Consider the following 23037-nt stretch of genomic DNA (forward strand, 5'->3'; position numbering starts at 1 on the left):
CGCCCGGTCGGCCACCGCGCAGCGACCGGGCTTACGCTGGGCCGATTCTGATCATCCGGAAGGACGGACGAGGATGCACAGCGATACGGGGGACCTCTACCGCGGCTTCGCGGAGCGGGAGGCCCGCGGCAACTCGGCGATCTACCAGGACCTGGCCGAACACGTCGCCAGGGACGAGGAGGTGCGCGCGCTGCTGGACGGGCTGCCGACCGCGAAACGGCAGCCGAACCTGCTGTTCGGCGCCGTCCGCCACCTGGGCGGCCCGGTGACGGAGGGCTGGCCCGCCTTCCGCGCCTGGGTGACGGCCCACTGGGACGAGGCGTCGGCCACCATGCTGAAGCGCCGGACGCAGACCAACGAATCGGGCCGCTGCGCCACCCTGCTGCCACTGCTGGCGACGCTTCCGCAGCCGCTCGCACTGATCGAGGTGGGCGCCTCGGCCGGGCTCTGCCTGTACCCGGACCGGTACCGCTACCGGTACCTGCCCGCCGACGGCACGGGCGCCCCGGTGGCCGAGTTCGGCGCCGCGGCGAGCCCGGTGACGCTGGACTGCGCGGTGAGCGGGCCGGTGCCGCTCACCACGCTCCTGCGGGAGCGGCTGCCGGAGGTGGTGTGGCGGGCCGGGATCGACCTCAACCCGCTGGACGTCCGGGCCGAGGAGGACATGCGCTGGCTGGAGTCGCTGGTCTGGCCGGAGCAGACCCACCGGCTGGACCGGCTGCGCGGCGCCGTACGGGTCGCCCGGGCCGAGCCTCCGCTGCTGGTGCGCGGTGATCTCAACGCGACGGTACGGGAATTGGTGGCGCAGGTGCCGGCGGGGACGACCCCGGTGGTGTTCCACAGCGCCGTGCTCGCGTACCTGTCGCCGGAGGCGCGGGAGGAGTTCGCGGTGACCGTGCGCGAGCTGCCCGGGCACTGGATCTCCAACGAGGCGGTCTCCGTGCTGCCGGCCGTCGCCCGGCGACTGCCCCGCCCGGCCCCGCCCGGATCCGGGCTGTTCGCGCTCGCCCTGGACGAACGGCCGGTGGCCTTCACCGGCCCGCACGGGCAGTCCCTGGACTGGTTCGGCGACGCGTAGGCGGCCACGGCCGGGCTCGGACGGGCGTGGCCGGCGCGGAAGGGCTCGGACGGGCGTGGCCGGCGCGGCCCGGTGTAGGCCACCGGAGCCGAAACGGACGGTCTGCGAGTCCGGACTTGAAGCTGCCGCAGCGGCAACTCCTACCGTCGTGACCAGGGCCGGAGGAACCGGCCCCGGTACGACGAACGTGGAACCCGGGAACGGAACCCGGGAGCGAGGGGAGGCGGCCATGGCCTGGCCGATCGCGGAGGTCGCCCGGATGTCCGGGGTGACCGCCCGGACCCTGCGGCACTACGACGAGATCGGGCTGCTGCCGCCGGCCCGGATCGGCTCCAACGGCCACCGCTACTACGAGGAACGGCAGTTGCTGCAGCTGCAGCAGATCCTCGTACTGCGGGCGCTGGGCGTGGGGCTGACCGAGATCGCCCGGATCCTGGGCGACCAGGTGGACGAGCTGGACGCCCTGCGGGGCCACCACCTGCGGCTGGTCGCCGAACGCGACCGACTGGACGCCCTGGCCGCCACCGTCTCCCGCACGATCGCCGACCTGGAACGCCTTCGGAAGGACGGCACACCCATGACCATCAACCGCCCCGAGAACCTGTTCGAGGGCATCCGGCCCGCCGACGTCGACGCCAGTCTGCGTGACTTCCCCGAGCACGCCGATGCCGCCCGACGTGCGACGGCCGCGATGAGCCCGGACGAGATCGAGGCCGGGCAGCGCGAGCGGACCGCGCGCATGATCCACCTGGCCGAGCTGCTGGCGGCCGGTCACCCGGCCGACGCCGAGCCCGTGCAGAGCACGATCGACGAGGAGTACCGGCTGCTCGGCACGATCCGGTCGGTCCCGGTGGAGGAGTACCTGGCGATCGCCCGTTCCTGCACCGAGAACGACCAGTGGAGCGCCGCGTACGAGGCCATCGCCCCGGGCCTGGCCGCCTACCAGCGGGCCGCCATGGAGGCGTACGCGGCGGCGCGGCTGACCTGAGTGCGGCCGGCCCGAGTGCGGCCGGTTTGAGTGTGGCGGCGCGAGTGCGGCTCACCTGAGTGCGGCCGACCCCGCCGAGCGGGCCGCCCCGCAGGGACGAACCCTGCGGGGCGGCCCTCACCGGCGCTCCACCCGCCCTTCACCGGCCGACCGGTGGAGGGCCACCCCCGCCCCGCCGTCACTCCGTCCGCAGCGCCGTGACCGTCCGGGTCCGGGCCGCCCAGGTGGCGGGGAGGGCGGCGCCGAGCAGGGCCAGCACCAGGCCACCGAGGACCAGCGGCCCCACCACCGACGGGCCGAACACACCGAGATCCACGTCGGGCACGCCGATCCCGGCGGCGCGGGCCATCGCGGGCATCACCCAGTGGTGCACCGCGATCCCGACCGGCACCCCGATCAGCCCGGCCACCAGCCCGCTGCCGCAGACCGAGGTGAGCACCATGCCGACGGTCTGCCGGGGCGACATCCCGAGCGCCTTGAGCACCCCGAGGTCGTGCACCCGCTCCCGGGTGTCCAGCAGCACCGTGTTGAGCACCCCGAGCCCCGCGACGACGGAGAGCAGCAGCGTGAGCGTCCCCGCCAGGGTGTTCATCGCCAGCATCACGATGTTGATGTGCTGCTCGCCGGGCTCGGCGCTCAGCCCCAGCGGCCGGACCGCGCCGTCCAGCGCGTCGGCGTACGTCTTCGGGTCGGTGCCGGAGGTGAGGTCGATGTGGAAGGCGATCGCCTCCGCGGCGACGGCGCCGCCGATCGGGGCCAGCGTGGCCCGGTCCAGGTACACGAAGTCCTCGGTGGCCAGGACCTCGCCGGTGATCCTCGCCGGGGTGGTGCGGCCGTGGTCGGTGAGCGTCACGGTGTCACCGACCTTCGCCTGGTTGGCGCGGAGGAAGGCCGATCCGACCACGACCTCGCCGGGGCCGCCGAACCAGCGGCCGGAGACCAGCTGGTAGCCGGCCCACGAGGTGTCACCGCTGAACGCGACCACCTCGGTGCGACCGGTGTTCCCGGCCACGGCCGCCCGGGCCGGGACACTGCTGTACCAGGCCCGGGTGCCCGGGCGGGCGCCGATCGCCCGGGCCACGGCCGCCTCGTCCACCTGCTCGGCGGGCTTCGTGGCGCCCTCGATCGGGGCCTGGACCACGACCTTGCCGCCGCGCCCGGCCTCCAGGCCGTCCTGGAGCAGGCCGAGCGAGAGCGTCAGGCCGACGCAGAGGGTGACCCCGGCCGTACCGAGCACCACCGCGGCCCCCGTGGTCGCCGAACGGCCCGGCCGGTTGAACGGGCTCGCCAGTCCGAGGCTCAGCGAGCGCGGCACCGGCAGCCGCCCGATCCCGTTCCGGACCCGCGCCGACAGACCCGGGGCTCCGGCCCGGTCGGGGCCGCCCCGGGCGGCCAGGGCGGCGGCCCGTTTTGCGCCCGGCGCCGTCCGGCCGACCGCGAGCGCCTCCACCGTGCGCAGCCGTCCGGCCCGCAGCGCCGGCACCAGCGCGGTGCCCGTCACGGCGGCCAGGGCCGCCAGCGGAACCGCGAAGTCCACCCAGAGCGGGATGCCGAGCAGGCCGCCGCGCAGCGCCTTGCGGGCGATGCCGAGGACCGGTACGGAGAGCAGGTTGCCGCCGAGCACGCCGAGCGCCGTACCGATCCCGGCGGGTATCAGCGCCTGGCCGACGTAGGCGCGCGCCACCTGGGCCGGGGTGAATCCCAGGGACTTGAGGATGCCGATCCGCCGGGTGGCGGCGGTGACGGCGCCGCTGACCACGACACCGATGATCAGCACCGACATGGCGAGGCCGAGCACCCCGAAGGCCGTGACGAACGGGACGAAGGTCGAGGCCGTCCGGTCGGCCTCCTGCTGGGCGGGCCGGTAGGAGGTCGCCTTGACGAGCGCGCCGGCCGGCACCGCGGCGGCGAGCGCGGCGTGGTCGGCCTCCACCTCGGCGTCGGTGCCGGCGTGCGCGAAGCGGTAGAGGTACTGGGCGGCGGCCGTCGTGCCCGGCGCGGTCAGCCCGGCGACCTGCTCGGGGGCGACCCAGCCGTCCGCGCTCCAGGAGACGGAGGCGGCGAGGCCGACCACCTTGAGCGTCGGGTGCCCGGGGAGGTCCGGGAACTGCATGCTGTCGCCGACGGCGAGCGGCGAGCGGCCGTCCGCGAACACCACCTCACCGGGGCCCGCGACCCAGCGGCCCGTGGTGATCCGCAGGCCGTCCAGCGGGCCGTCCTGCGCCCGGCCGACCAGCGTCATCGGCGGGAGCAGGCTGCCGGGCGGCGGCAGCTCGGTGCCCTCCCCCGAGCGCGGCTGGACGGTGACCGCCGGGTACGGGCCGGCCGAGGCCGTCACACCGGGCGCGTGGGCGGCCGTGGCGAGCCGGTCGGGGCTCGCCCCGGCCGGGTCGTAGAGCACGTTGAGATGCGCGCCGTGCTGGTCGGTGAAGGACCGCTGGTACGGGCCCTGGGCGGCGACCAGCAGGCCGACCGCGAGGATGCACGCCGTCACGGACATCATGGTGGTGAGCACCATGACCAGGGTCTGCACCCGCTTGCGGCCCACCCCGGCCCGGACCACCTTGCCGAGGACACTCATGCGTCCACCCCGCTCCGCTCCTCGGGGGCGTCCGCCCGTCCGTGCCCTTCCCCCGCCCGCGCGCACCGCGGCGCGCCCCACCCCACGCTCACCGCGCACCCCCGGGGGCCGGCACGGCCGCGGTGTCCCGGACCAGCCGGCCGTCGAGCAGTTCGATCGTCCGGTCCGCGCAGGAGTCGGCGAGCGCGGTGTCATGGGTGACCAGCAGGATCGTCTGCCCCTCCGCGTTGAGCCCGCGCAGCAGGTCGCGGACGTCGGCGGCCGAGGCGGTGTCCAGCGCGCCGGTGGGCTCGTCGGCCAGCAGCACCGGCGGACGGTTCATCAACGCCCTCGCCACCGCGACCCGTTGACGCTCGCCGCCGGAGAGCCGGCCGGGGAACGCCCTGGCGTGCCGGGCCACCCCCAGCCGCTCCAGCAGCTCGCCGGCCCGGGCGCGGGCCTGCTCCCTCCGCATTCCGGCGAGCTGGGCCGGGAGCAGCACGTTGTCCTCGACGTTCAGGTCGTCCAGCAGGTTGAAGAACTGGAACACCATGCCGATCCGCCGCCGCCGGAACTCGGCCAGCGCGGCCTCGCCGAGCTCGTGGACGGCCACGCCGTCCACCTCCACCGTGCCCTCGCTCGGGCGGTCGAGGCCGGCGATCAGGTTCAGCAGGGTGGACTTGCCGCTGCCCGAGCGGCCGAGCACGGCCAGCGCCTCGCCCGCCCGCACCTCCAGGTCGAGCCCGGCCAGGGCGGGGCGGGCGGCGTCGGATCGGTCGTACGTCCTGCTGACGCCGCGGATCCGGATGATCGGCGCGTTCACTGGCCCTCCACGGTTCGGGGTCCGGCCCCGGGCGGACCCGGACCGGCTGACGGGACACGACGCTACGAACCGGCCCGGGGGTACGGACAACCGTCTGGACGGCGTCTTCGGGGTGTATCCAGATACACCCCGCATTGGGTGTCCAGGCCTAGAGCGCAGGCCACCGCAGCCGGGCAGACTGAGCCACCGGAAGATCAGGAACCGGGGTCCGCGGGGCCCGCGGGGGCTGCGGGGGCTGCGGGCCCGGGGGCTGCGAAGCCCCCGGGCAGGGGCTCCGGAACGGCGAGGGGGCGCTTCATGGGGATGCAGGCGGATGCGAACGTGGCGGCCCGGCTGGGCCGGGCCTGCGTGGAGGGCGTGCGCGCCTGGTACGTGGTGACGCTGGCCGTGACGGGCCTGGTCTCGCTGCTGGCCGGGCCGCTCCTGCTGGCCTCCGCGCTGTTCGGCCCGGAGGAGTCCGGGCAGTTCGGGCCGGGCGGCCCGTTCATCCTGCTTGTGCCGTCGGGAACGGTCGCCCTCTGGGCGCTCTGCTGGGCCACCGGGGGCGGCGGTCGGGCCGTCGGGGCCGCCCTGTTCGCCCCGGGCGCGCTCGCGGTGATGGCGACGCACCTCTACGGCGGTGCCGCGCCCGGCGGCCGGTCCGTCTCGCTCTGGCTGTCGCCCTCGCTGCTGATGCTCGGGCTGTTCGGCGCGCGCTGGATCGCGGGCGAGACGAGGCGGGTGGTCGGGAAGTGGAGCGGGCGGCCGGTCCCGGTGCCGTACCGCCGCCCGCCCGGCGCCACCGGCCCCTGGCAGCGGCTGCGGGCGGGCGGCTGGCTGGCCGACCCGGCGACCTGGCGTGACGTGGCCTGGGCGCTCCTCACCGGCTTCGCGGTGCTGCTCACCGCCGCGGTCATCGTGCTGACCCCGGTCGCCCTGGAGGTCTTCGGCCGGAACGGGCCGTTCTTCCCGCTCGGCATGATCTACGGGATGGGGCTGTGGGCGGCGCCGGCCGCCGTCCTGTGGGCCGCCCCGCCGGTCCTGCGGATCCACGAGCGGGCCGCCCGGGCCCTGCTCGGGCCCTCCCGGCGGGCCCAACTCGCCAGCCAGGTCAGCCACCTGGCGCGGACCAGGGCGGACACCATCGACGCCGGGGCCGCCGAACTGCGCCGGATCGAGCGGGACCTGCACGACGGGGCGCAGGCCCGGCTGGTGGCCCTCGGCATGCTGCTGACCGTGGCCGAGCAGCTGAAGGACGACCCGGACGCCCTGGCCCCGCTGCTGGCCGAGGCCCGGACGTCCTCGGTGAAGGCGCTGGGCGAGCTGCGGGACCTGGTCCGCGGCATCCACCCCCCGGTGCTCGCCGACCGCGGGCTGGCCGACGCGGTGCAGGCGACCGCGCTGGACCTGCCGCTGCCGGTCACCTTCACCGGCACCCTGACCGGCCGGGCACCGGCACCGGTGGAGTCGGCCGCCTACTTCGCGGTCACCGAGCTCCTGGCCAACGTGGTGAAGCATGCGGGCGCCTCGCGCGTCTGGATCGAGATAGGGCACAGTGGCGGGCTGTTGCGGATATCGGTCACCGACGACGGGCGCGGCGGCGCCGACCCGTCCCGGGGCACCGGTCTCAGCGGAACCGAACGCCGACTGGCCGCCTTCGACGGGGTGCTCGCGATCAGCAGTCCGTCCGGCGGGCCGACCATCGTGAACCTGGAGATCCCGTGCGCGTTGTCATCGCCGAAGACCTCTTCCTCCTCCGGGACGGCCTGACCCGGCTGCTGGAAGCCAACGGGATGAAGGTCACCGCGGCGGTCGAGAACGGCGACCAGCTGCTCGCCGCGGTCGCCGCCGACCGGCCCGACATCGCTGTGGTCGACGTCCGGCTGCCGCCGAGCTTCACCGACGAGGGGCTGCGGGCCGCGCTGGCCGCCCGTCAGGCCCACCCCGGCCTGCCCGTCCTGGTGCTGTCGCAGTTCGTGGAGCAGCTGTACGCGCGCGAGCTGCTGGCCGGCAGCACCGGCGGGATCGGCTACCTGCTCAAGGACCGTGTGATGGACGGCACCCAGTTCATCGACGCCGTCCGGCGGGTCTCCCAGGGCGGCACCGCGATGGACCCGGAGGTGATCACCCGGCTGCTCACCCACAACTCCTCGGCCGGCCCGGTCTCCACCCTCTCCCCGCGCGAGCGGCAGGTGCTGGCGCTGATGGCGGAGGGCCGCTCCAACGCCGCCATCGCCCAGCAGCTGGTGATCACCGAGCGGGCGGTCGCCAAGCACACCGCGTCGATCTTCGTCCGGCTCGACCTCCAGCCCTCGGACGACGACAACCGCCGGGTGCTGGCCGTCCTGGCCTACCTCAACAACACCTGAACGGGGTCGCCGACCGCGCCGCGCCCTCGATCGAAAACCGCCACTTGATCGTCTACCGACAAGTGGTGGGCGGCCCTCCGCTGCAGGGGGCTCGCCCGCCGCCGAAGCGGTCATTTAAGCTGGTGAAGTGCTCATCCTTGTTCGCCGCCGCCACGTGGACCTGCTCCGCGTGACCAGCATGTCCTGTCGACGCTCCGGCTGAACCTCGCTCCACCCACCTTCAGGCGGCCCCACCACCCGGCCGCCCCCGCCTCCCGGCTCCCGGAGCACCCGCCGCACCAGGCGCGGCTCCGGCGCCCCCGGTCGACCACCGGGCCAGGCCGGGACGAGACCCAGCGGATGTCACACATGACGCAGCAGCACACGCCCGTACCCGAAAACGGCTCCGGCTCCAACCCCGTAACCGCCCTCCCGGTGATCGACCTCTCGCTCGCCGACGGCAGCCCCGAGGACCGCCGCCGCCTGCACGACGAACTCCGCGCCGCGGCCACCGGCGTCGGCTTCTTCCAGCTCGTCGGCCACGGCGTCACCCCCGAGGAGACGGCCGCGCTCACCCGGGCCATGCGCGCCTTCTTCACCCTCCCCGAAGCCGACCGGCTCGCCGTGAGCAACCTCAACTCCCCGCACTACCGGGGCTACACCCGCACCGGCGACGAGCGCACCGGCGGCAGCCAGGACTGGCGCGACCAGCTGGACATCGGCGCCGAGCTGCCCCCGCACGTCCCCGGCGCCGGAGAGCCCCCGTACTGGTGGCTGGAGGGCCCCAACCAGTGGCCCGAGGCGCTCCCCTCGCTGCGCACCGCCGCGCTCGGCTGGATCGACCACCTCGGCGGGGTCGCCCGGCGACTGCTGCACGAACTCCTCACCGCGATCGGCGCCCGCCCCGACTTCTACGACGACGCCTTCGCGGGCCACCCCCACCTGCGCCTCAAGCTGGTCCGCTACCCCGGCACCGCCCCGGACGGCGCCGGCCAGGGCGTCGGCGCCCACAAGGACTACGGCTTCATCACCCTGCTGCTCCAGGACACCGTGGGCGGCCTCCAGGTCGAACGCGAGGACGGCACGTTCCTGGACGTCCCGCCGCTCGCCGGCGCCTTCGTCGTCAACCTCGGCGAGCTGCTGGAGGTGGCCACCGACGGCTACCTCAAGGCCACCAGCCACCGCGTGGTCAGCCCGCCCGGAGCACGCGAGCGCTTCTCCGTCCCGTTCTTCTACAACCCGCGCCTCGACGCCCACATCGAGCCGCTGGACTTCCCGCTCGCCCACCACGCCCCCGGCGCCACCGAGGACCCGGACAACCCCCTCTTCGCCGACTTCGGCCTCAACGAGTGGAAGGGCTACACCCGGGCCCACCCCGAAGTCACCCGCCGCCACCACGCCGCCCTCGCCTGACCGACCAGGCCGCCGGACATCCCCGGCGGCCCGGGTCGGCCCCGGGTCGGCCCCGACTTGGCCCCGGGTCGACCCCGCCGAGCCGACGAGCCACACCCGGACCGACCCCGCACGCCCGCTGCCACACCCCTGCCCTGCCGGCCCGCCCCGGTCGGCGAGACCCAGGCGGGCCACCGGAACCCAGCCACGACGCCCCCGCCCCGAGCCGCCTCCCGGCACACGGGCGGGAGCGTCGCCGTACCCACGCACCGGAGGCCTCCTGCTCCGTCGCGTCCCGGCGCCCTACCGCTGCTCGGCCGGCCTCACGCCCGGCCCGGCGCCGACAGCCACCACCGGGCGCCGCCCCGAGCCCGACCGCGCAGGCCGCCGGTGGACCGGCACCGGCCGCACTGTCACACTGCTGCTGTCACAGCAGGAGTGTGCCAGCGCGGGAGGCAGTAGATGGGGGAGCACGGCGCCGGGACGGGCGAGGTGCGGCTGACGGTGGACGAGTTGGCGGCGCGGGCCGGGGTGACCGTGCGGACGGTGCGGTTCTACGGGACGAAGGGGCTGCTGCCGCCGCCGGAGCTGGGGCCTCGGCGGGTGGGGCTGTACGGGGCGGCGCACCTGGACCGGCTGGGGCTGATCGAGGAGCTGCAGCGGCAGGGGCTGACGTTGGCGGCGATCGAGCGGTACCTGGCGCGGTTGCCGGAGGACAGCACGCCGCTGGACCTGGCGATCCACCGGGCGCTGGTGGCGTCCTGGACGCCGGAGGCCGCCGAGGAGCTGGGGCGGGCACAGCTGGAGCGGCGGGCCGGGCGGGGGTTGTCGCAGGCGCAGGTCGAACGGCTGGCGGCGATGGGCGTGCTGGAGCGGACCGACGACCCGGAGGTGTTCCGGGTGGATCCGGGCCTGCTGCCGCTGGGCGTGCGGATCCTGGACGTGCCGATCCCGCTGGAGACGCTGCTGGCGGCCCGCGCCGTGGTGCTGGAGCACAGCCGGGCGACGGCGCGGGAGTTGCAGCGGCTGTTCCGGGAGACGGTGTGGAAGCCGTATCGGGAGAGCGAGCCGGCACCGGAGGAGCTGGCCCGGATGAAGGCGCTGACGGACCACATCCAGCCGATGGTGGCACAGGCCCTCGTCACGGCGTTCCAGCGCTCGCTCCGGGAGGAACTCGGCGAGGAGCTGAACGAGGAGCTCGACGAGGACCTGCGCGACGAGGACCCGCACGAGGAGCTCGGCAAGGACCTGCACGAGGACCGCAGCCAGGGCTAGGACCCCGGGCGGGGCCGCGGCGCGCGCGGCCCCGCCCGGTCCCGGGCCGTCCCCGGGTCAGTCGGTGAACGTCCGGCCCTCCGCCGCGATCCGCTCCAGCAGCGCCGGGGGCGCGAAGCGCTCGCCGTACGCGGCGGCGAGTTCGCGGGCGCGGGCCGCGAAGCCGGCCGGGCCGCCCTCGTACCCGTTGATGTACTGGAACACGCCGCCGGTCCAGGCCGGGAAGCCGATGCCGAGGATCGAGCCCACGTTGGCGTCGGCGACCGAGGTCAGCACGCCCTCCTCCAGGCAGCGGACCGAGTCCAGGGCCTCGCTGAACAGCATCCGCTCCTTGAGGTCCTCGAACGGGACGTCGGAGGGATCGACGGCGCCGGCACCGCCGAAGTGCTCCAGCAGCCCGGGCCAGAGCCGCCCGCGCTTGCCGTCCTCGCCGTACTCGTAGAAGCCGGCGCCGCCGCTGCGTCCCGGGCGGCCGAACTCGTCGACCATCCGGTCGACCACCGCGTCCGCGGGGTGCGGCGTCCAGGTGCCGCCGCCGGCCTCGACCGCGCGCCGGTGCTCGTCGCGGATCTTGCGCGGCAGGGTGAGGGTGAGCTCGTCCATCAGGGAGAGCACCTTGGCGGGGTAGCCGGCCTGGGCGGCGGCCTGCTCGACGGAGGCGGGGTGGATGCCCTCGCCGACCATGGCGACGCCCTCGTTGATGAACTGGCCGATCACCCGGGACGTGAAGAAGCCGCGCGAGTCGTTGACCACGATCGGGGTCCTGTCGATCTGGCGGACCAGGTCGAAGGCCCGGGCGAGGGCCTCGTCGCCGGTCTGCGGGCCGCGGATGATCTCCACCAGCCGCATCTTGTCGACCGGCGAGAAGAAGTGCAGGCCGATGAAGTCGCCGGTGCGTCGGACGCCTTCGGCGAGCAGCCCGATCGGCAGGGTGGAGGTGTTGGAGCAGAGCAGCGCGTCGGGGGCGACGACGCCCTCGATCTCCTGGAACACCTTGTGCTTGAGCTCGGTGTTCTCGAAGACGGCTTCGATCACCGCGTCGCAGCCGGCCAGGTCGGCGGCGTCGCCGGTGGGGGTGATCCGGGCGAGCAGTTCGTCGCGCTTGGCCTCGGTGGAGCGGCCGCGGGCGACGGCCTTGTTCAACAGGCCTTCGGAGTAGGCCTTTCCACGCTCGGCGGCCTCGGTGCTGACGTCCTTGAGCACGACCTCGATGCCGGCCTTGGCGCAGGCGTAGGCGATGCCCGCGCCCATCATGCCGGCGCCGAGCACGGCGACCTTGCGGACCGGCCGCTTCTCGACGTCCTTGGGGCGCCCGGCACCGGAGTTGACGGCCTGCATGTCGAAGAACAGCGCCTGGATCATGTTCTTGCTGGTCTGACCGCAGGCGAGTTCGGTGAAGTAGCGGGCCTCGATCACCATCGCGGTGTCGACGTCCACCTGGGCGCTCTCCACCGCGGCGGCCAGGACGTTGCGCGGGGCCGGGTAGGGCGCGCCGTTCAGCTGCTTGCGCAGGTTGGCCGGGAAGGCGGGCAGGTTGGCGGCGAAGGCCGGGGTCGCGGGGGTGCCGCCGGGGATCTTGTACCCCTTGACGTCCCAGGGCTGGACGGCGGTCGGGTTGGCGTCGATCCAGACGCGCGCCCGGGCGGCCAACTCCTCCGGGGTGTCGACCAGTTCGTGTACCAGTCCGTGCTCCAGCGCCTGCGCGGGGCGGTACTGGCGGCCCTGCAGCAGGTACTTCAGCAGGGCGTCGGTGATGCCGAACAGCCGCACGGTGCGGACGACTCCGCCGCCGCCGGGCAGCAGGCCGAGGGTGACCTCGGGCAGGCCGATGCGGCTGGCCGGGGTGTTCAGCGCGATCCGGTGGTGGCAGGCGAGGGCGATCTCCAGGCCGCCGCCGAGCGCGCTGCCGTTGACGGCGGCGACGACCGGCTTGCCGAGGGTCTCCAGCGTGCGCAGCGAGCGCTTGATCCGCATGGACTTCTCGAAGACGGCCTCGGCGTCCTCGGTGCGGGCGGCGGAGAGCATCCGCAGGTCTCCCCCGGCGAAGAAGGTCTTCTTGCCGGAGGTGATCACCACGCCGCGCAGCGCGTCGCCGAGGCCGGCCAGGCGCGCGACGACGGCTTCGAAGTCGGCCGTGAAGGCCTCGTTCATGGTGTTGACGGACTGGGTGGGGTCGTCGAGGACGAGGGTGACCACGCCGTCCTGGTCCTGCTCCCAGCGGATGGTGGTGGTGTCGCTCATGAGTTCAGGGTCTCCGAGGGGATCCGAGGGACGGGGGGAGTCAGATGCGCTCGACGATGGTGGCGATGCCCATGCCGCCGCCCACGCAGAGGGTGACCAGGCCGTAGCGCAGGTCGCGCCGCTCCAGCTCGTCGATCACGGTGCCGAGCAGCATCGCGCCGGTGGCGCCGAGCGGGTGGCCGAGGGCGATCGCGCCGCCGTTGACATTCACCTGGTCGTGGCGGAAGCCGAGTTCGCGGATGAAGCGGAGCGCGACGGCGGCGAAGGCCTCGTTGATCTCGACCAGGTCGATGTCGGCGGCGGTGAGCCCGGCCTTGGCGAGCGCCTTGTGGGTGGCCGGGGCGGGGCCGGTGAGCATGATGGTCGGCTCGGAGCCGGAGACGGCGGCGGAGACGATCCGGGCGCGGGGGCGCAGCCCGTACCGCTCGCCGACCTCGCGGTTGCCGATGGCGACGAGGGCGGCGCCGTCCACGATGCCGGAGGAGTTACCCGCGTGGTGGACGTGGTCGATGGCCTCGACCCAGTGGTACTTCTGCAGGGCGACGGCGTCGAAGCCGCCGGCCTCGCCGATCTGGGCGAAGGAGGGCTTGAGGCCGGCCAGGGTCTCGACGGTGGTGCCGGGGCGGATGAACTCGTCGCGCTCCAGCACGACCAGGCCGTTGCGGTCGCGCACCGGGACGACCGAGCGGTCGAACAGGCCGTCCGCCTGGGCCTTGGCCGCGCGGGCCTGGGACTCGGCGGCGAAGGCGTCCACGTCGGTGCGGGAGAGGCCCTCGATGGTGGCGATCAGGTCGGCGCCGATGCCCTGCGGGGCGAAGTTGGTCTCGTAGGCGGTCATCGGGTCGGCGAACCAGGCGCCGCCGTCGGAGGCCATCTTGACCCGGGACATCGACTCCACGCCGCCGGCCAGGATGAGGTCCTCCCAGCCCGAACGGACCTTGGCTGCGGCCAGGTTGACGGCTTCCAGGCCGGAGGCGCAGAAGCGGTTCTCCTGGACGCCGGCGACGGTGTCGGGCAGGCCGGCCGCGACGGCGGCGATCCGGGCGATGTCGGAGCCCTGGTCGCCGATCGGGCTGACCACGCCGAGCACGATGTCGTCGATCGCGGCCGGGTCCAACTCGGGGAAGCGGATGCGCAGTTCGTGGATGAGGCCGACGACCAGGTCGATCGGCTTGGTGCCGTGCAGCGAGCCGTTGGCCTTGCCCCGGCCGCGCGGGGTGCGGATCGCGTCGTAGACGTACGCTTCGGTGGTCACGATGGGATTTGCCTTTCGGGGCGGGGGGCTTGGCAGGTCAGCCGAGGATGGCGCGGCCCACGATCTCCTTCATGATCTCGGTGGTGCCGCCGTAGATGGTCTGGATGCGGCCGTCGGTGAACGCCCGGGCGACCGGGAACTCGCTCATGTACCCGTAGCCGCCGTGCAGTTGGAGGCACCGGTCGGCGGTGCGCTTCTGCAGTTCGGTGGCCCACCACTTGGCCATCGAGGCGTCGGCCGGGGTGAGCGCGTAGCGGTTGTGCTCGGTGATGCAACGGTCGACGAAGGTCCGGGTGACGGCACACTCGGTGGCCAGTTCGGCGATCTCGAAGCGGACGTGCTGCAGCTTGGCGAGCGGCCGGCCGAACGCCTCGCGCTGCTTGACGTAGTCGGTGGTGATCTCGACCAGGTACTCGGCGCCGGCGATCGCCGAGGCCGCGATGGTGAGCCGCTCCTGGGCGAGGTTTTGCATCAGGTGGACGAAGCCGCCGTTGAGCTCGCCGATCAGGTTCTCCTTCGGCACCCGGACGTCCTCGAAGAACAGCTCGGCGGTGTCCTGGGCCTTCTGGCCGATCTTGTCGAGGTTGCGGCCGCGCTCGAAGCCGGGCGTGCCGCGTTCGACGGCCAGCAGGCTCAGGCCGCGCGAGCCGCCCTCGGGGGTGGTGCGGGCCACCACGATGACCAGGTCCGCGAGGATCCCGTTGGAGATGAAGGTCTTGGCGCCGTTGAGCAGGAAGTGGTCGCCGCGGTCGACCGCCTGGGTGCGGATGCCCTGCAGGTCGGAGCCGGCACCGGGCTCGGTCATCGCGATCGCGGTGATCAGCTCGCCGGAGCAGAAGCCGGGCAGCCAGCGGCGCTTCTGCTCGTCGGTGGCGAGCGAGGTGAGGTAGGGGCCGATGATGTCGTTGTGCAGGCCGATCGCCAGCCCGGAGGCACCGGCCCGGGCGAACTCCTCGGCCAGCACGGCGGCGTAGCGGAAGTCCGGGGCGCCGCCGCCGCCGAACTCCTCGGGGACGGCGATGCCGAGCAGGCCCTGCCGGCCGGCCGCGAGCCAGGCGGACCGGTCGACGATGCCGGCCTTCTCCCAGCGGTCGTAGTGCGGCAGCACCTCCTTGGCGAGGAACGCCTTCACGGTGGCCCGGAAGTCGTCGTGCTGCTCGGTGAAGATCTCGCGCTGCAACGCTACTCTCCTTGCTCTGCTACGGAGTCGAGGGCCGACGGGTCGAGTGCCGGTACGCCCCAGTCCCGGGCCACCCCGGCGGTGTCCGCGCCCGGTCGGGCCGGCGGGCGGCGCAGCGCCCCGGGGGTGGCGGAGAAGCGGGGGGCGGGGGCGGGCTGGGTGACGCCGCCCGCCTCGACGTACGTCCCACGGGCCGAGAGGTGTTCGTCCGCGGCTGCCTGACGCATCGTCAATACGGGTTCCACACAGGCGTCGGAGGCGGCGAAGACGGCCTCCCACTCGGCCCTGGTCCGGGTGGCGAAGCGGGCGGCGATCAGGGCGCGCAGCTCGGGCCAGCGGGCGAGGTCGTGCTGGCCGGGCGCGTCCTGGCCCAGCTCCAGCAGCCGGGCGAACTCGGCGTAGAAGCGCGGCTCCAGCGCGCCGACGGCCAGGTGCCCGCCGTCCGCCGCCCGGTAGATCGCGTAGAACGGGGCGCCGCCGTCCAGCAGGTTGACGCCCCGGCGGTCCTGCCAGTGCCCGGCCGCGAGCAGGCCCCACAGCATGCTGCCGAGGTGAGCCGCGCCGTCCACGATCGCCGCGTCCACCACCTGGCCGGCGCCGGTGGCCCGGGCGTGGTGCAGCCCGGCGAGCAGGCCGACGACCAGGTAGAGCGAGCCGCCGGCGTAGTCGCCGAGGAGGTTGGCCGGGATCCCGGGCGGCTCGTCGGCGCCGCCCGGCGCGGCCACCATCCCCAGCACTCCGGCGACCGCCGCGTACCCGAGGTCGTGCCCGGCGGTCGCGGCCCGGGGGCCCTGCTGCCCCCACCCGGTCATCCGGCCGTACACCAGCGCCGGATTGCGCGCCAGGCACGCCCGGGGCCCGACGCCGAGCCGTTCCGCGACGCCCGGCCGGTAGCCCTCGATCAGCAGGTCGGCCCGCTCCACCAGGTCCAGCACCAGTCCGGGCCCCTCGGGCGACTTCAGGTCGACCAGCACCGAGCGCTTGTTGCGGTTGCTGAGGTCGTACGCCGGATCCGTCCCCAGCGGCGACGGCTCCGGCCGGTCCACCCGCACCACGTCCGCCCCGAGGTCCCCCAGCAGCATCGCCGCGAACGGCCCCGGCCCGATCCCGGCCAGCTCCACCACCCGCACACCCGCCAACGGGCCGCCCGAGCCCGCTGCACCGCTTGAGTCACGCACTGGCCGCAGAACCCTTCGGGGTTTGACAGTAAAGCTGTAACACTCGCGATGATAGGCAAGCGACCCGCCGGTAACAAGACCTCCGCACCGGTGCGCACCGCCCCGGGGCCCACCGGTGGAAAACGACCGAGCACCTGTCGGCGTAATGGCCTAGCCTGCAAGGCATCCATTACCGAGGACAACGGGGAAGCGCCATGACCATCACCGACCGGACCGCCGCCACCCGCACGGTCGTCGCCGTCTCCGAGCGGCTGGTGCTCACGCGGCCGCAGGAGGGCGACGCCGAGGCCATGTTCGCCGTGCACGGGGATCCGGAGACCAACCGGTACAACCCGCACGGCCCGCAGCGGGACATCGCCGAGGCGCGGGAGGCGTTGGACGGGTTCGCGGCGGACTGGGTGCGGGACGGCGTGGGCTACTGCGCCGTGTCGACCCGGGAGCAGCCCGAGGTGATCATCGGGTTCGCCGGGCTGTACCTGCACACCCTGGACGGGGAGCGGGTGTTCAACCTCTACTACCGGTTCCGGCCGTCCGCCTGGGGCAAGGGCTACGCGGCGGAGGCGGCGCGGACGGCGATGGCCGAGGGCCGCCCGCGGTTCCCCGGGATCCCGGTCGTCGCGCTGATCCACGCCGACAACCTGCCCTCCCGCCGGCTCGCCGAACGGCTCGGGCTGGTGGCCGACCCGGACGGGCGGGTCGACGCCGAGGACCGGCTGATCCACCGGATGGCCTGAGCCGGATATCCCCCACCGGGGGGAGCGGGATCACGCCCGGGGCGGAGGACCGCGGGCCGGTCCCGGCGCGACCGTGGGGACATGAGGATCAACGAGACCGTCGTACGGGCCGGGGCCGCATGGACGGCGGTGGCGGCGACGGGGCCGTACCTGACGCTCAAGCTGCTCTGGCTGACCGGCCATCCGGTGGGCTCGGACGACCCCGGCGGGATGGACAAGCTCTGGCTGCTGAACCTCCTCACCTTCGGGATGGACGCGATCGCCGTCGCCCTGGCGCTGGCCTTCGTCCGGCCGTGGGGTCAGCGGGCGCCGGCCGGGCTGGTGGCGTTCCCGATGTGGGTGGCGACCGGACTGCTCGGCACCATCCTCGTGGCGCTGCCGCTGTCCCTACTGGGCGACCTGGTGCTGGGCCCGGAGCACGGCACCCCGGCGGACGACAAGGGCCTCGGCGACTGGGTCTTCGCCGTCGTGTACGGCGGGTTCGCGGTGCAGGGCCTCGCGCTGATCACCGCCTTCGCCCTGTACGCCCGGCGGCGCTGGGCCGGGCTGCTCACCGACCGGATCGGCGATCTGCCGCGCTCCCCCACGCTGGCCGTGCAGCGCGCCCTCGCCTGCGTCGCCGCGCTGCTCGCCGCCGGGGTCGCGACCGCCCGGTTGTACTGGTCGGCGGGCGGCACCGCCGGGCTGCCGGTCGCGATGGCGCAGGAGCGGAACCGGGGCGTGGCGGTGATGGACGGGGTCACCGCCGTGATGGCGGTGGCCGCGGCGGCAGCCCTGCTGGTGGTGGTCTTCCGCCTCCGGCCGCGGCGGCGGCTGCTCGGTCCGCTGCTGGTGGCCTGGACGGCGGCCGGCTCGCTGTTCGGCTGGGGCAGCTGGCAGCTGGTGGCCTTCGGAGCGACGACGACCCGGGTGACCGACCTGCGGATGGCGGTGCCCGGACTGATGCCGCTGGTGCAGGCCGCCCAGGTGGTGACCGGGGTGCTGATGCTGGCCGTCGGGGCGATCGCGCTGACCGAACGGGGAGCCCGCGCAGGCCTCCCTGACGTAGAGTCACCCAGGTGATCACGGGGGCGGGCACGCGGTTGCGGCGTGCGGCGGGGGCGGTGGTCGGGCGGCGGGCCCGGCTGCGCTGGGTGCACCTGGTGCTGGGCGGCGCGCTGCTGATGCCGTACTGGCTGCTGTCGGTGGTGCTGCTCGGGGCGCTCGACCCCGCGCAGGGGAACGCCCGGCAGGCGCTGCTGCAGTTCCTCTCGCTGTTCACCTCGCTGCCGATGGCCGCCGTCACGGCGCTGGTGCCGACCGTCCGGGGCCTGGAGGGAGCGGCGGCCCGGGCACTGTGCACGGCCGAGCGGCCCGAGGAGCTGGCCGGCGGGCCGGCCCGCACCTGGCCGGCCCGGTGGCGCACCTCGGTCTGGTACGTGCTGCACCTGTTCTTCGGCGGGGTGGTCGCCGGGATGACGCTGGCCGGGGTGCCGTTCGCGGTGGTGCTGATGTTCTCCTTCGGCGGGGCCGAGGACCTCGCCCGGTTCTGGGAGGACCGCTTCCCCGGCTGGATGTTCACCGGCCCCACCCTCGGCGTCGCCGTCCTGCTGCTGGTCCTGCTCACCAACGCCGGCTGCGGAGCGCTGCTCGCCCGCTGGGCGCCCGCCCTGCTCGGCCCGACCCCGGAAGAGCGGCTGGCCGCCGCCGAACGCCGGGCCACCGTACTCGCCCAACGCAACCGGCTGGCCCGCGAGTTGCACGACTCGGTCGGGCACGCGCTGAGCGCCGTCGGCATCCAGGCCTCGGCGGCCGCCCGGGTGCTGCGGACCGACCCCGACTTCGCCGCCGAGGCGCTGCACGCGATCGAGGAGACCGCGCGGGCGGCCGTCACCGAACTCGACACCGTGCTCGGCCTGCTGCGCGAGGAGGACCCGGAGGCCGCCGGACCGGCCGGGCCCACCCTCGCCGGGCTGGACGACCTGCTGCGCCAACTCGCCCGCACCGGCGTGACGGTGGACGCCGAACTGGCCCCCGGCCTGGCCGCCCTGCCGGCCCCGGTCTCCCGCGAGGCGTACCGGATCGTGCAGGAGGGGCTGACCAATGTGCTGCGGCACGCCGGGCCGGCCCCGGCCGGGCTGCGGGTCGGGCTGGCCGACGGCCGGCTGGAGATCGAACTGACCAACCCGCTGGGCCCCGCCCGCCCGAGCCGGCCCGGCGGCGGGCGCGGGCTGCGCGGGATCGGGGAGCGCGCGGCGGCCCTGCGCGGCGGCAGCACGGTGGGACCGAGCGCGGACGGCACGACGTGGCGGCTGGCCGTGTGGCTGCCGGTGGGAGGGACCGCATGACGAGCGACGGGAACGGCATGAGCAGCGGCACGGACGGCAGTGTGGGCAGCGGCGCGGACGACAGCGCAGGCGGCATCCGGGTGGTGATCGCCGACGACGAACGGCTGGTCCGGATGGGGCTGCGGGTGGTGATCGACGCCGAACCGGACCTCACCGTGGTCGGCGAGGCCGCCGACGGCGCCGAGGTCGTCCCGCTGGTGCGCGAACTGCGGCCGGACGTCGTGCTGATGGACGTCCGAATGCCCGGCATCAACGGGATCCGGGCCACCGAGCAACTGGTCGGCGGAATGGCCGAGCCGCCGAGGATCCTGGTGGTCACCACCTTCGAGCACGACGACCACGTGTACGACGCGCTGCGCGCGGGCGCGGCCGGGTTCCTGCTGAAGCGGGCCCGGGCCGAGGAGATGGTGCAGGCGGTGCGGCTGGTCGCGCGCGGGGACTCGCTGCTCTTCCCGGCAGCCGTCCGCGAACTCGCGGTACGGCACGGCGCGGACCGCCGGCGGGAGGCCGGCGCCGACCGGGGGCCGATCGGGCGGCTGACCGAGCGGGAGGGTCAGGTGCTGCGACTGATGGCCACCGGGCTCAACAACGGCGAGATCGCCGCCCGGCTGGTGGTGAGCCAGGAGACGGTGAAGACGCACGTCGGCAGCGTGCTCGCCAAACTCGGCGCGCGGGACCGCACCCAGGCGGTCATCGCGGCGTACGAGTCGGGGTTCGTGCTGCCGGGCTGAGCACCGGCAGGAGGGGCCGGGAGCCCATCGGGCGTTCCGGGGATCGCACACGGGTTCCACCCCGCCGGTACCGGCGAGTAGAGTGCGATCTTCCCCTCCGCCGTCCGATACCTCCCGTATCGCCTGAAACGAACTGGTGGCCGTATGACAGTCCGGACCCGACCCGCGCTGTGGTGGCGCATGGGAATCGTGCTCTCGGCAGGCCTCGGCCTGACCCTCGGGACGGCACCGCTGGTGTACTTCACCGTGCAGAGCAACGTGGTCGTGCTCGGCTACTTCATCGGAGCGGTGTACTGGATGAACCGGCGCGGCACCGTGGACGCACCCGCGCCCCGGCTGCGCGGCGCCGCCACGCTGTACATCCTGATCACCGGGCTGGTCTCGCACATCCTGCTGCAGCACGGCGCCAACCCGCTTCCGGGCCTGGTCAGCGGGCCGGACCGGCTGGCGCACTGGTCCTCGTTCTTCCTGCACTACGTGACGCCGGTGATGGTGATCGTCGACTGGCTGGTGCTGAAGCCGCGCAACGCGGCGGCCTGGAAGGACATACCGCTGTGGCTGGCCTTCCCGCTCGGCTACGCGGCGATCGTGCTCGCCCGCAACGCGCTGTTCGACGACTACCCGCTGCCCTACCCGTACTTCTTCTTCGACCCGACCACCAAGGGCTACGGCTACGTCTGGGGTCAGATCGCCCAGCTGACCGTCGAGTTCGTCGTGCTCGCCGCCCTCGTCGTCGGGCTGGACCGGCTCGGGACGCTGGTCGCGGGCAGGCTGCGGCCCGCGCCGCAGCCGTAGCACCGCAGCCGTAGCCGCAGCGGCGGACGCGACACCGGGGGCGACACCCCGGGAGCGACCGCCCGCGCGTCTCTCACGCCGCCCGCGCGTCTCTCACGCCGCGGGCGCGTCCTCCGGGCGCGGGGCGTCGGACTCCGTCCGGTCCGACTTCCAGAACGCCACCGCGTGGTCCACGAAGGCCCGCCGCTGCTGCTCCCGCACGCTGAGGTCGTGGATGTACGCCCTCACGCTCTTGCCGTCCGCTGCGGCGGCCTCGCGGATCGCGGCGAGCTCGTGCTCCGTGTACTCGATGGTGAGCGCAGGCATGCCGCCGATGGTACTGCAGCGCACGGCAGTTGGGGCCGCCGCCGACGTTTTTCCACCCGCTTTCCACCCGCCGTCAAAACGCTTTGCTGTCGATACCTCCGGGGACCGTTCCGCCGCGGCCCCGGGTGGGCCCGGAGGAGGAAGCAGCCACGGCGCGTCGGATGACGCCCCGGCGGCCGGGCCCGCCGTAACGTCGGAACCGGCGGCGGAGGGGTTCCGCGGGGGAGGCCGGGATTCGGCGGAGGCCGGAATGACACACAGGCCGGAAACGACACTCGGACGGATCGGCAGGGCGACGGCCGCGGCGGTGGCGCTCGCCACGGCGGTCGGGCCGGCGGCACCGGGGACGGCCGTGGCACAGGGGCGGCCCGGGAACGCACTGGAGGGCGTCTGGCAGACGGACGGCTACGGCCTGGGGGTCGCGATCACCGGGGGCCGGCTCACCACCTACGACGTCACCGCGCACAGCTGCGTGCCTGCGTGGATCACCGCGACGCAGGCCGGCCCGCCCGGCCCCGACGGCACCACCCGCTACACCATGGGGACCAACGCGCTGACCCTCACCCCGAAGGGACGGAACCGGGCCGTCGACCGCGAGGAGGGCGGGGTCGGCACCACGACGCTGAACCGTCTCGACGCCCTGCCGCCGCTGTGCGCCCGGCCGGCGCCGAACGACCCGCTCGCGGTCTTCGACCGGTTCTGGGAGACCTTCGAGGAGAACTACCCCTTCTTCGCGGCCAAGGGCATCGACTGGCACGCCGTCCGGGGCGAGCAGCGCCGCCGGATCACGCCCACGACGACCACCGCCCAGCTGCAGGACGTCCTCGTCGACATGCTCAGGCCGCTGGGCGACGCGCACACCGGACTGGCCCGGGTGGTCGACGGGCAGCCCCGGCCGGTCTTCGGCGGGCGACGACCCGGCACGACGGAGTACACCCCCGAGCTGCACGCCCGGGCCCTGCAGGCGTCCACCGCCCAGCTCACCGGCCCGGAGCAGCCCTTCGCCGGCGGCCGGATCGGCGTGGGACGACTCCCCGACGGCATCGGCTACCTCCGGGTGAGCAGCTTCGAGGACTACACCGACGGCGACTACCGCAGCCAGGCCGACGAACTGGACCGGGCGCTGGACGCCCTCCTCGCCGCCCCGGACGGGCGCACCGGCCCGGACGGACTGGCCGGCCCGGACGGACGCACCAGCCCGGACGGGCTGGCCGGCCTGGTCGTCGACGTGCGGCTGAACCGCGGCGGCTCGGACGCGCTCGGGCTGCACATCGCCGCCCGGCTCACCGACCGCCCGTACCTCGCCTACCGGAAGGTGGCGCGCAACGACCCGGCCGACCCGACCGGGTTCACCCGGCCCGAGCCGATCCCCGTGCAGCCCTCGGCGGGCGGGCACTTCACCGGGCCGGTGGCAGTGCTCACCTCCTCGATCTCGGCCAGCGCGGCCGAGACCTTCACCCAGGCCATGACGGGCCGCTCCCCGCACGTGGTCCGGATCGGGGAGAACACCCAGGGCGTCTTCTCCGACGTGCTGATCAAGACGCTCTCGCCGGAGCTGATGGTCGTCCTGCCGAACGAGGAGTACCTCACCCGGAACGGCAGCACCTTCGACGGACCGGGCATCCCGCCGGACGTCCGCACCCCGGTCTTCACCCCCGACGAACTGGCCGCGCTCAGGGACTCGGCCCTGAGCACGGCCCGCCGGGTGCTCGCCGAGGACGCACGGGGCAACCAGAGCCACCAGGACGACCACGGCGAGCAGGGGCACCACGACACCCAGGGCGACCACGACACCCAGGACGCCCGGAACGCCCGGAACGCCCGGAACGCCCGCGAGCAGCGTTAGC

19 protein-coding genes are annotated in these 23037 nt (G+C 74.3%); 12 read left to right on the forward strand and 7 right to left on the reverse strand.

What is annotated here, in order from left to right:
- The first annotated feature begins 73 nt into the window (after positions 1 to 73).
- Together ABTY56_RS03005 and ABTY56_RS03010 are read left to right on the forward strand one after the other, a co-directional pair.
- Positions 74 to 1078: a DUF2332 domain-containing protein gene (locus ABTY56_RS03005; RefSeq protein WP_350625895.1), complete on the forward strand. Its 1005-nt coding sequence runs from the start codon at positions 74 to 76 to the stop codon at positions 1076 to 1078.
- Between the two features lie 229 nt (positions 1079 to 1307).
- Positions 1308 to 2066: a MerR family transcriptional regulator gene (locus ABTY56_RS03010; RefSeq protein WP_350625897.1), complete on the forward strand. Its 759-nt coding sequence runs from the start codon at positions 1308 to 1310 to the stop codon at positions 2064 to 2066.
- Positions 2067 to 2244: 178 nt separating this feature from the next.
- On the opposite strand, the gene ABTY56_RS03015 is transcribed toward ABTY56_RS03010, so the two are convergent.
- Positions 2245 to 4647, reverse strand: coding sequence for an FtsX-like permease family protein (locus ABTY56_RS03015; protein WP_350625899.1), 2403 nt, complete (start codon positions 4645 to 4647; stop codon positions 2245 to 2247).
- An 88-nt stretch (positions 4648 to 4735) separates the two neighbouring features.
- On the reverse strand, positions 4736 to 5449 hold the full coding sequence (locus ABTY56_RS03020; RefSeq protein ID WP_350625901.1) for an ABC transporter ATP-binding protein: 714 nt from the start codon (positions 5447 to 5449) through the stop codon (positions 4736 to 4738).
- A gap of 297 nt (positions 5450 to 5746) precedes the next feature.
- Here ABTY56_RS03020 and ABTY56_RS03025 point away from each other — a divergent pair, with 297 nt between their 5' ends.
- The 4 genes from ABTY56_RS03025 to ABTY56_RS03040 all read left to right on the forward strand — a co-directional run bounded on the left by ABTY56_RS03025 (position 5747) and on the right by ABTY56_RS03040 (position 10443).
- Positions 5747 to 7198, forward strand: coding sequence for a sensor histidine kinase (locus tag ABTY56_RS03025; protein ID WP_350625903.1), 1452 nt, complete (start codon positions 5747 to 5749; stop codon positions 7196 to 7198).
- On the forward strand, positions 7150 to 7797 hold the full coding sequence (locus ABTY56_RS03030; protein WP_350625905.1) for a response regulator transcription factor: 648 nt from the start codon (positions 7150 to 7152) through the stop codon (positions 7795 to 7797). The genes ABTY56_RS03025 and ABTY56_RS03030 overlap by 49 nt, the downstream gene beginning before the upstream one ends.
- Before the next feature lie 348 nt (positions 7798 to 8145).
- On the forward strand, positions 8146 to 9189 hold the full coding sequence (locus tag ABTY56_RS03035) for an isopenicillin N synthase family dioxygenase (RefSeq protein WP_350625907.1): 1044 nt from the start codon (positions 8146 to 8148) through the stop codon (positions 9187 to 9189).
- 441 nt (positions 9190 to 9630) lie between these two features.
- A complete protein-coding gene (locus ABTY56_RS03040) occupies positions 9631 to 10443 on the forward strand; it encodes a MerR family transcriptional regulator (RefSeq protein WP_350625909.1) in 813 nt (270 codons plus the stop codon).
- A gap of 57 nt (positions 10444 to 10500) precedes the next feature.
- Here the strand turns inward: ABTY56_RS03040 and ABTY56_RS03045 are convergent, their stop codons facing one another.
- Genes ABTY56_RS03045 through ABTY56_RS03060 form a run of 4 tightly spaced genes read right to left on the reverse strand, consistent with a single transcriptional unit; the run spans position 10501 to position 16297 of the window.
- Complete coding sequence (locus ABTY56_RS03045) at positions 10501 to 12684, reverse strand: 3-hydroxyacyl-CoA dehydrogenase NAD-binding domain-containing protein (RefSeq protein WP_350625911.1); 2184 nt, start codon at positions 12682 to 12684, stop codon at positions 10501 to 10503.
- 40 nt (positions 12685 to 12724) lie between these two features.
- Positions 12725 to 13939, reverse strand: a complete 1215-nt coding sequence (locus ABTY56_RS03050; protein ID WP_350625913.1) for an acetyl-CoA C-acetyltransferase — start codon at positions 13937 to 13939, stop codon at positions 12725 to 12727.
- A gap of 37 nt (positions 13940 to 13976) precedes the next feature.
- Positions 13977 to 15119 (reverse strand): acyl-CoA dehydrogenase family protein, encoded by a 1143-nt coding sequence (locus ABTY56_RS03055; protein WP_350625915.1) that lies wholly within the window; start codon positions 15117 to 15119, stop codon positions 13977 to 13979.
- A gap of 2 nt (positions 15120 to 15121) precedes the next feature.
- Positions 15122 to 16297 carry a CaiB/BaiF CoA transferase family protein gene (locus tag ABTY56_RS03060; RefSeq protein WP_350625917.1) on the reverse strand — a complete coding sequence of 392 codons (1176 nt, stop codon included), beginning with the start codon at positions 16295 to 16297 and terminating at the stop codon, positions 15122 to 15124.
- A 194-nt stretch (positions 16298 to 16491) separates the two neighbouring features.
- Here ABTY56_RS03060 and ABTY56_RS03065 point away from each other — a divergent pair, with 194 nt between their 5' ends.
- From ABTY56_RS03065 to ABTY56_RS03085, 5 genes are all read left to right on the forward strand, one after another.
- Entirely contained in the window at positions 16492 to 17031 is a 540-nt protein-coding gene (locus ABTY56_RS03065; protein WP_350625919.1) for a GNAT family N-acetyltransferase, read from the forward strand.
- Between the two features lie 81 nt (positions 17032 to 17112).
- On the forward strand, positions 17113 to 18093 hold the full coding sequence (locus ABTY56_RS03070; RefSeq protein ID WP_350625921.1) for a hypothetical protein: 981 nt from the start codon (positions 17113 to 17115) through the stop codon (positions 18091 to 18093).
- On the forward strand, positions 18090 to 19358 hold the full coding sequence (locus ABTY56_RS03075; protein ID WP_350625923.1) for a sensor histidine kinase: 1269 nt from the start codon (positions 18090 to 18092) through the stop codon (positions 19356 to 19358). The genes ABTY56_RS03070 and ABTY56_RS03075 overlap by 4 nt, the downstream gene beginning before the upstream one ends.
- A 17-nt stretch (positions 19359 to 19375) precedes the next feature.
- Entirely contained in the window at positions 19376 to 20089 is a 714-nt protein-coding gene (locus tag ABTY56_RS03080; RefSeq protein WP_350626260.1) for a response regulator transcription factor, read from the forward strand.
- A 180-nt stretch (positions 20090 to 20269) separates the two neighbouring features.
- Positions 20270 to 20884 (forward strand): Pr6Pr family membrane protein, encoded by a 615-nt coding sequence (locus tag ABTY56_RS03085; RefSeq protein WP_350625925.1) that lies wholly within the window; start codon positions 20270 to 20272, stop codon positions 20882 to 20884.
- A 93-nt stretch (positions 20885 to 20977) separates the two neighbouring features.
- Here ABTY56_RS03085 and ABTY56_RS03090 read toward each other — a convergent pair whose 3' ends face one another.
- Positions 20978 to 21190, reverse strand: coding sequence for a hypothetical protein (locus ABTY56_RS03090; protein ID WP_350625927.1), 213 nt, complete (start codon positions 21188 to 21190; stop codon positions 20978 to 20980).
- Positions 21191 to 21440: 250 nt separating this feature from the next.
- On the opposite strand from ABTY56_RS03090, the gene ABTY56_RS03095 reads away from it, so the two are divergent.
- On the forward strand, positions 21441 to 23036 hold the full coding sequence (locus tag ABTY56_RS03095; RefSeq protein WP_350625929.1) for a S41 family peptidase: 1596 nt from the start codon (positions 21441 to 21443) through the stop codon (positions 23034 to 23036).
- Position 23037: the final 1 nt, after the last annotated feature.

Source organism: Kitasatospora sp. NPDC097691 (genome assembly GCF_040302665.1).
GTDB lineage: Bacteria > Actinomycetota > Actinomycetes > Streptomycetales > Streptomycetaceae > Kitasatospora.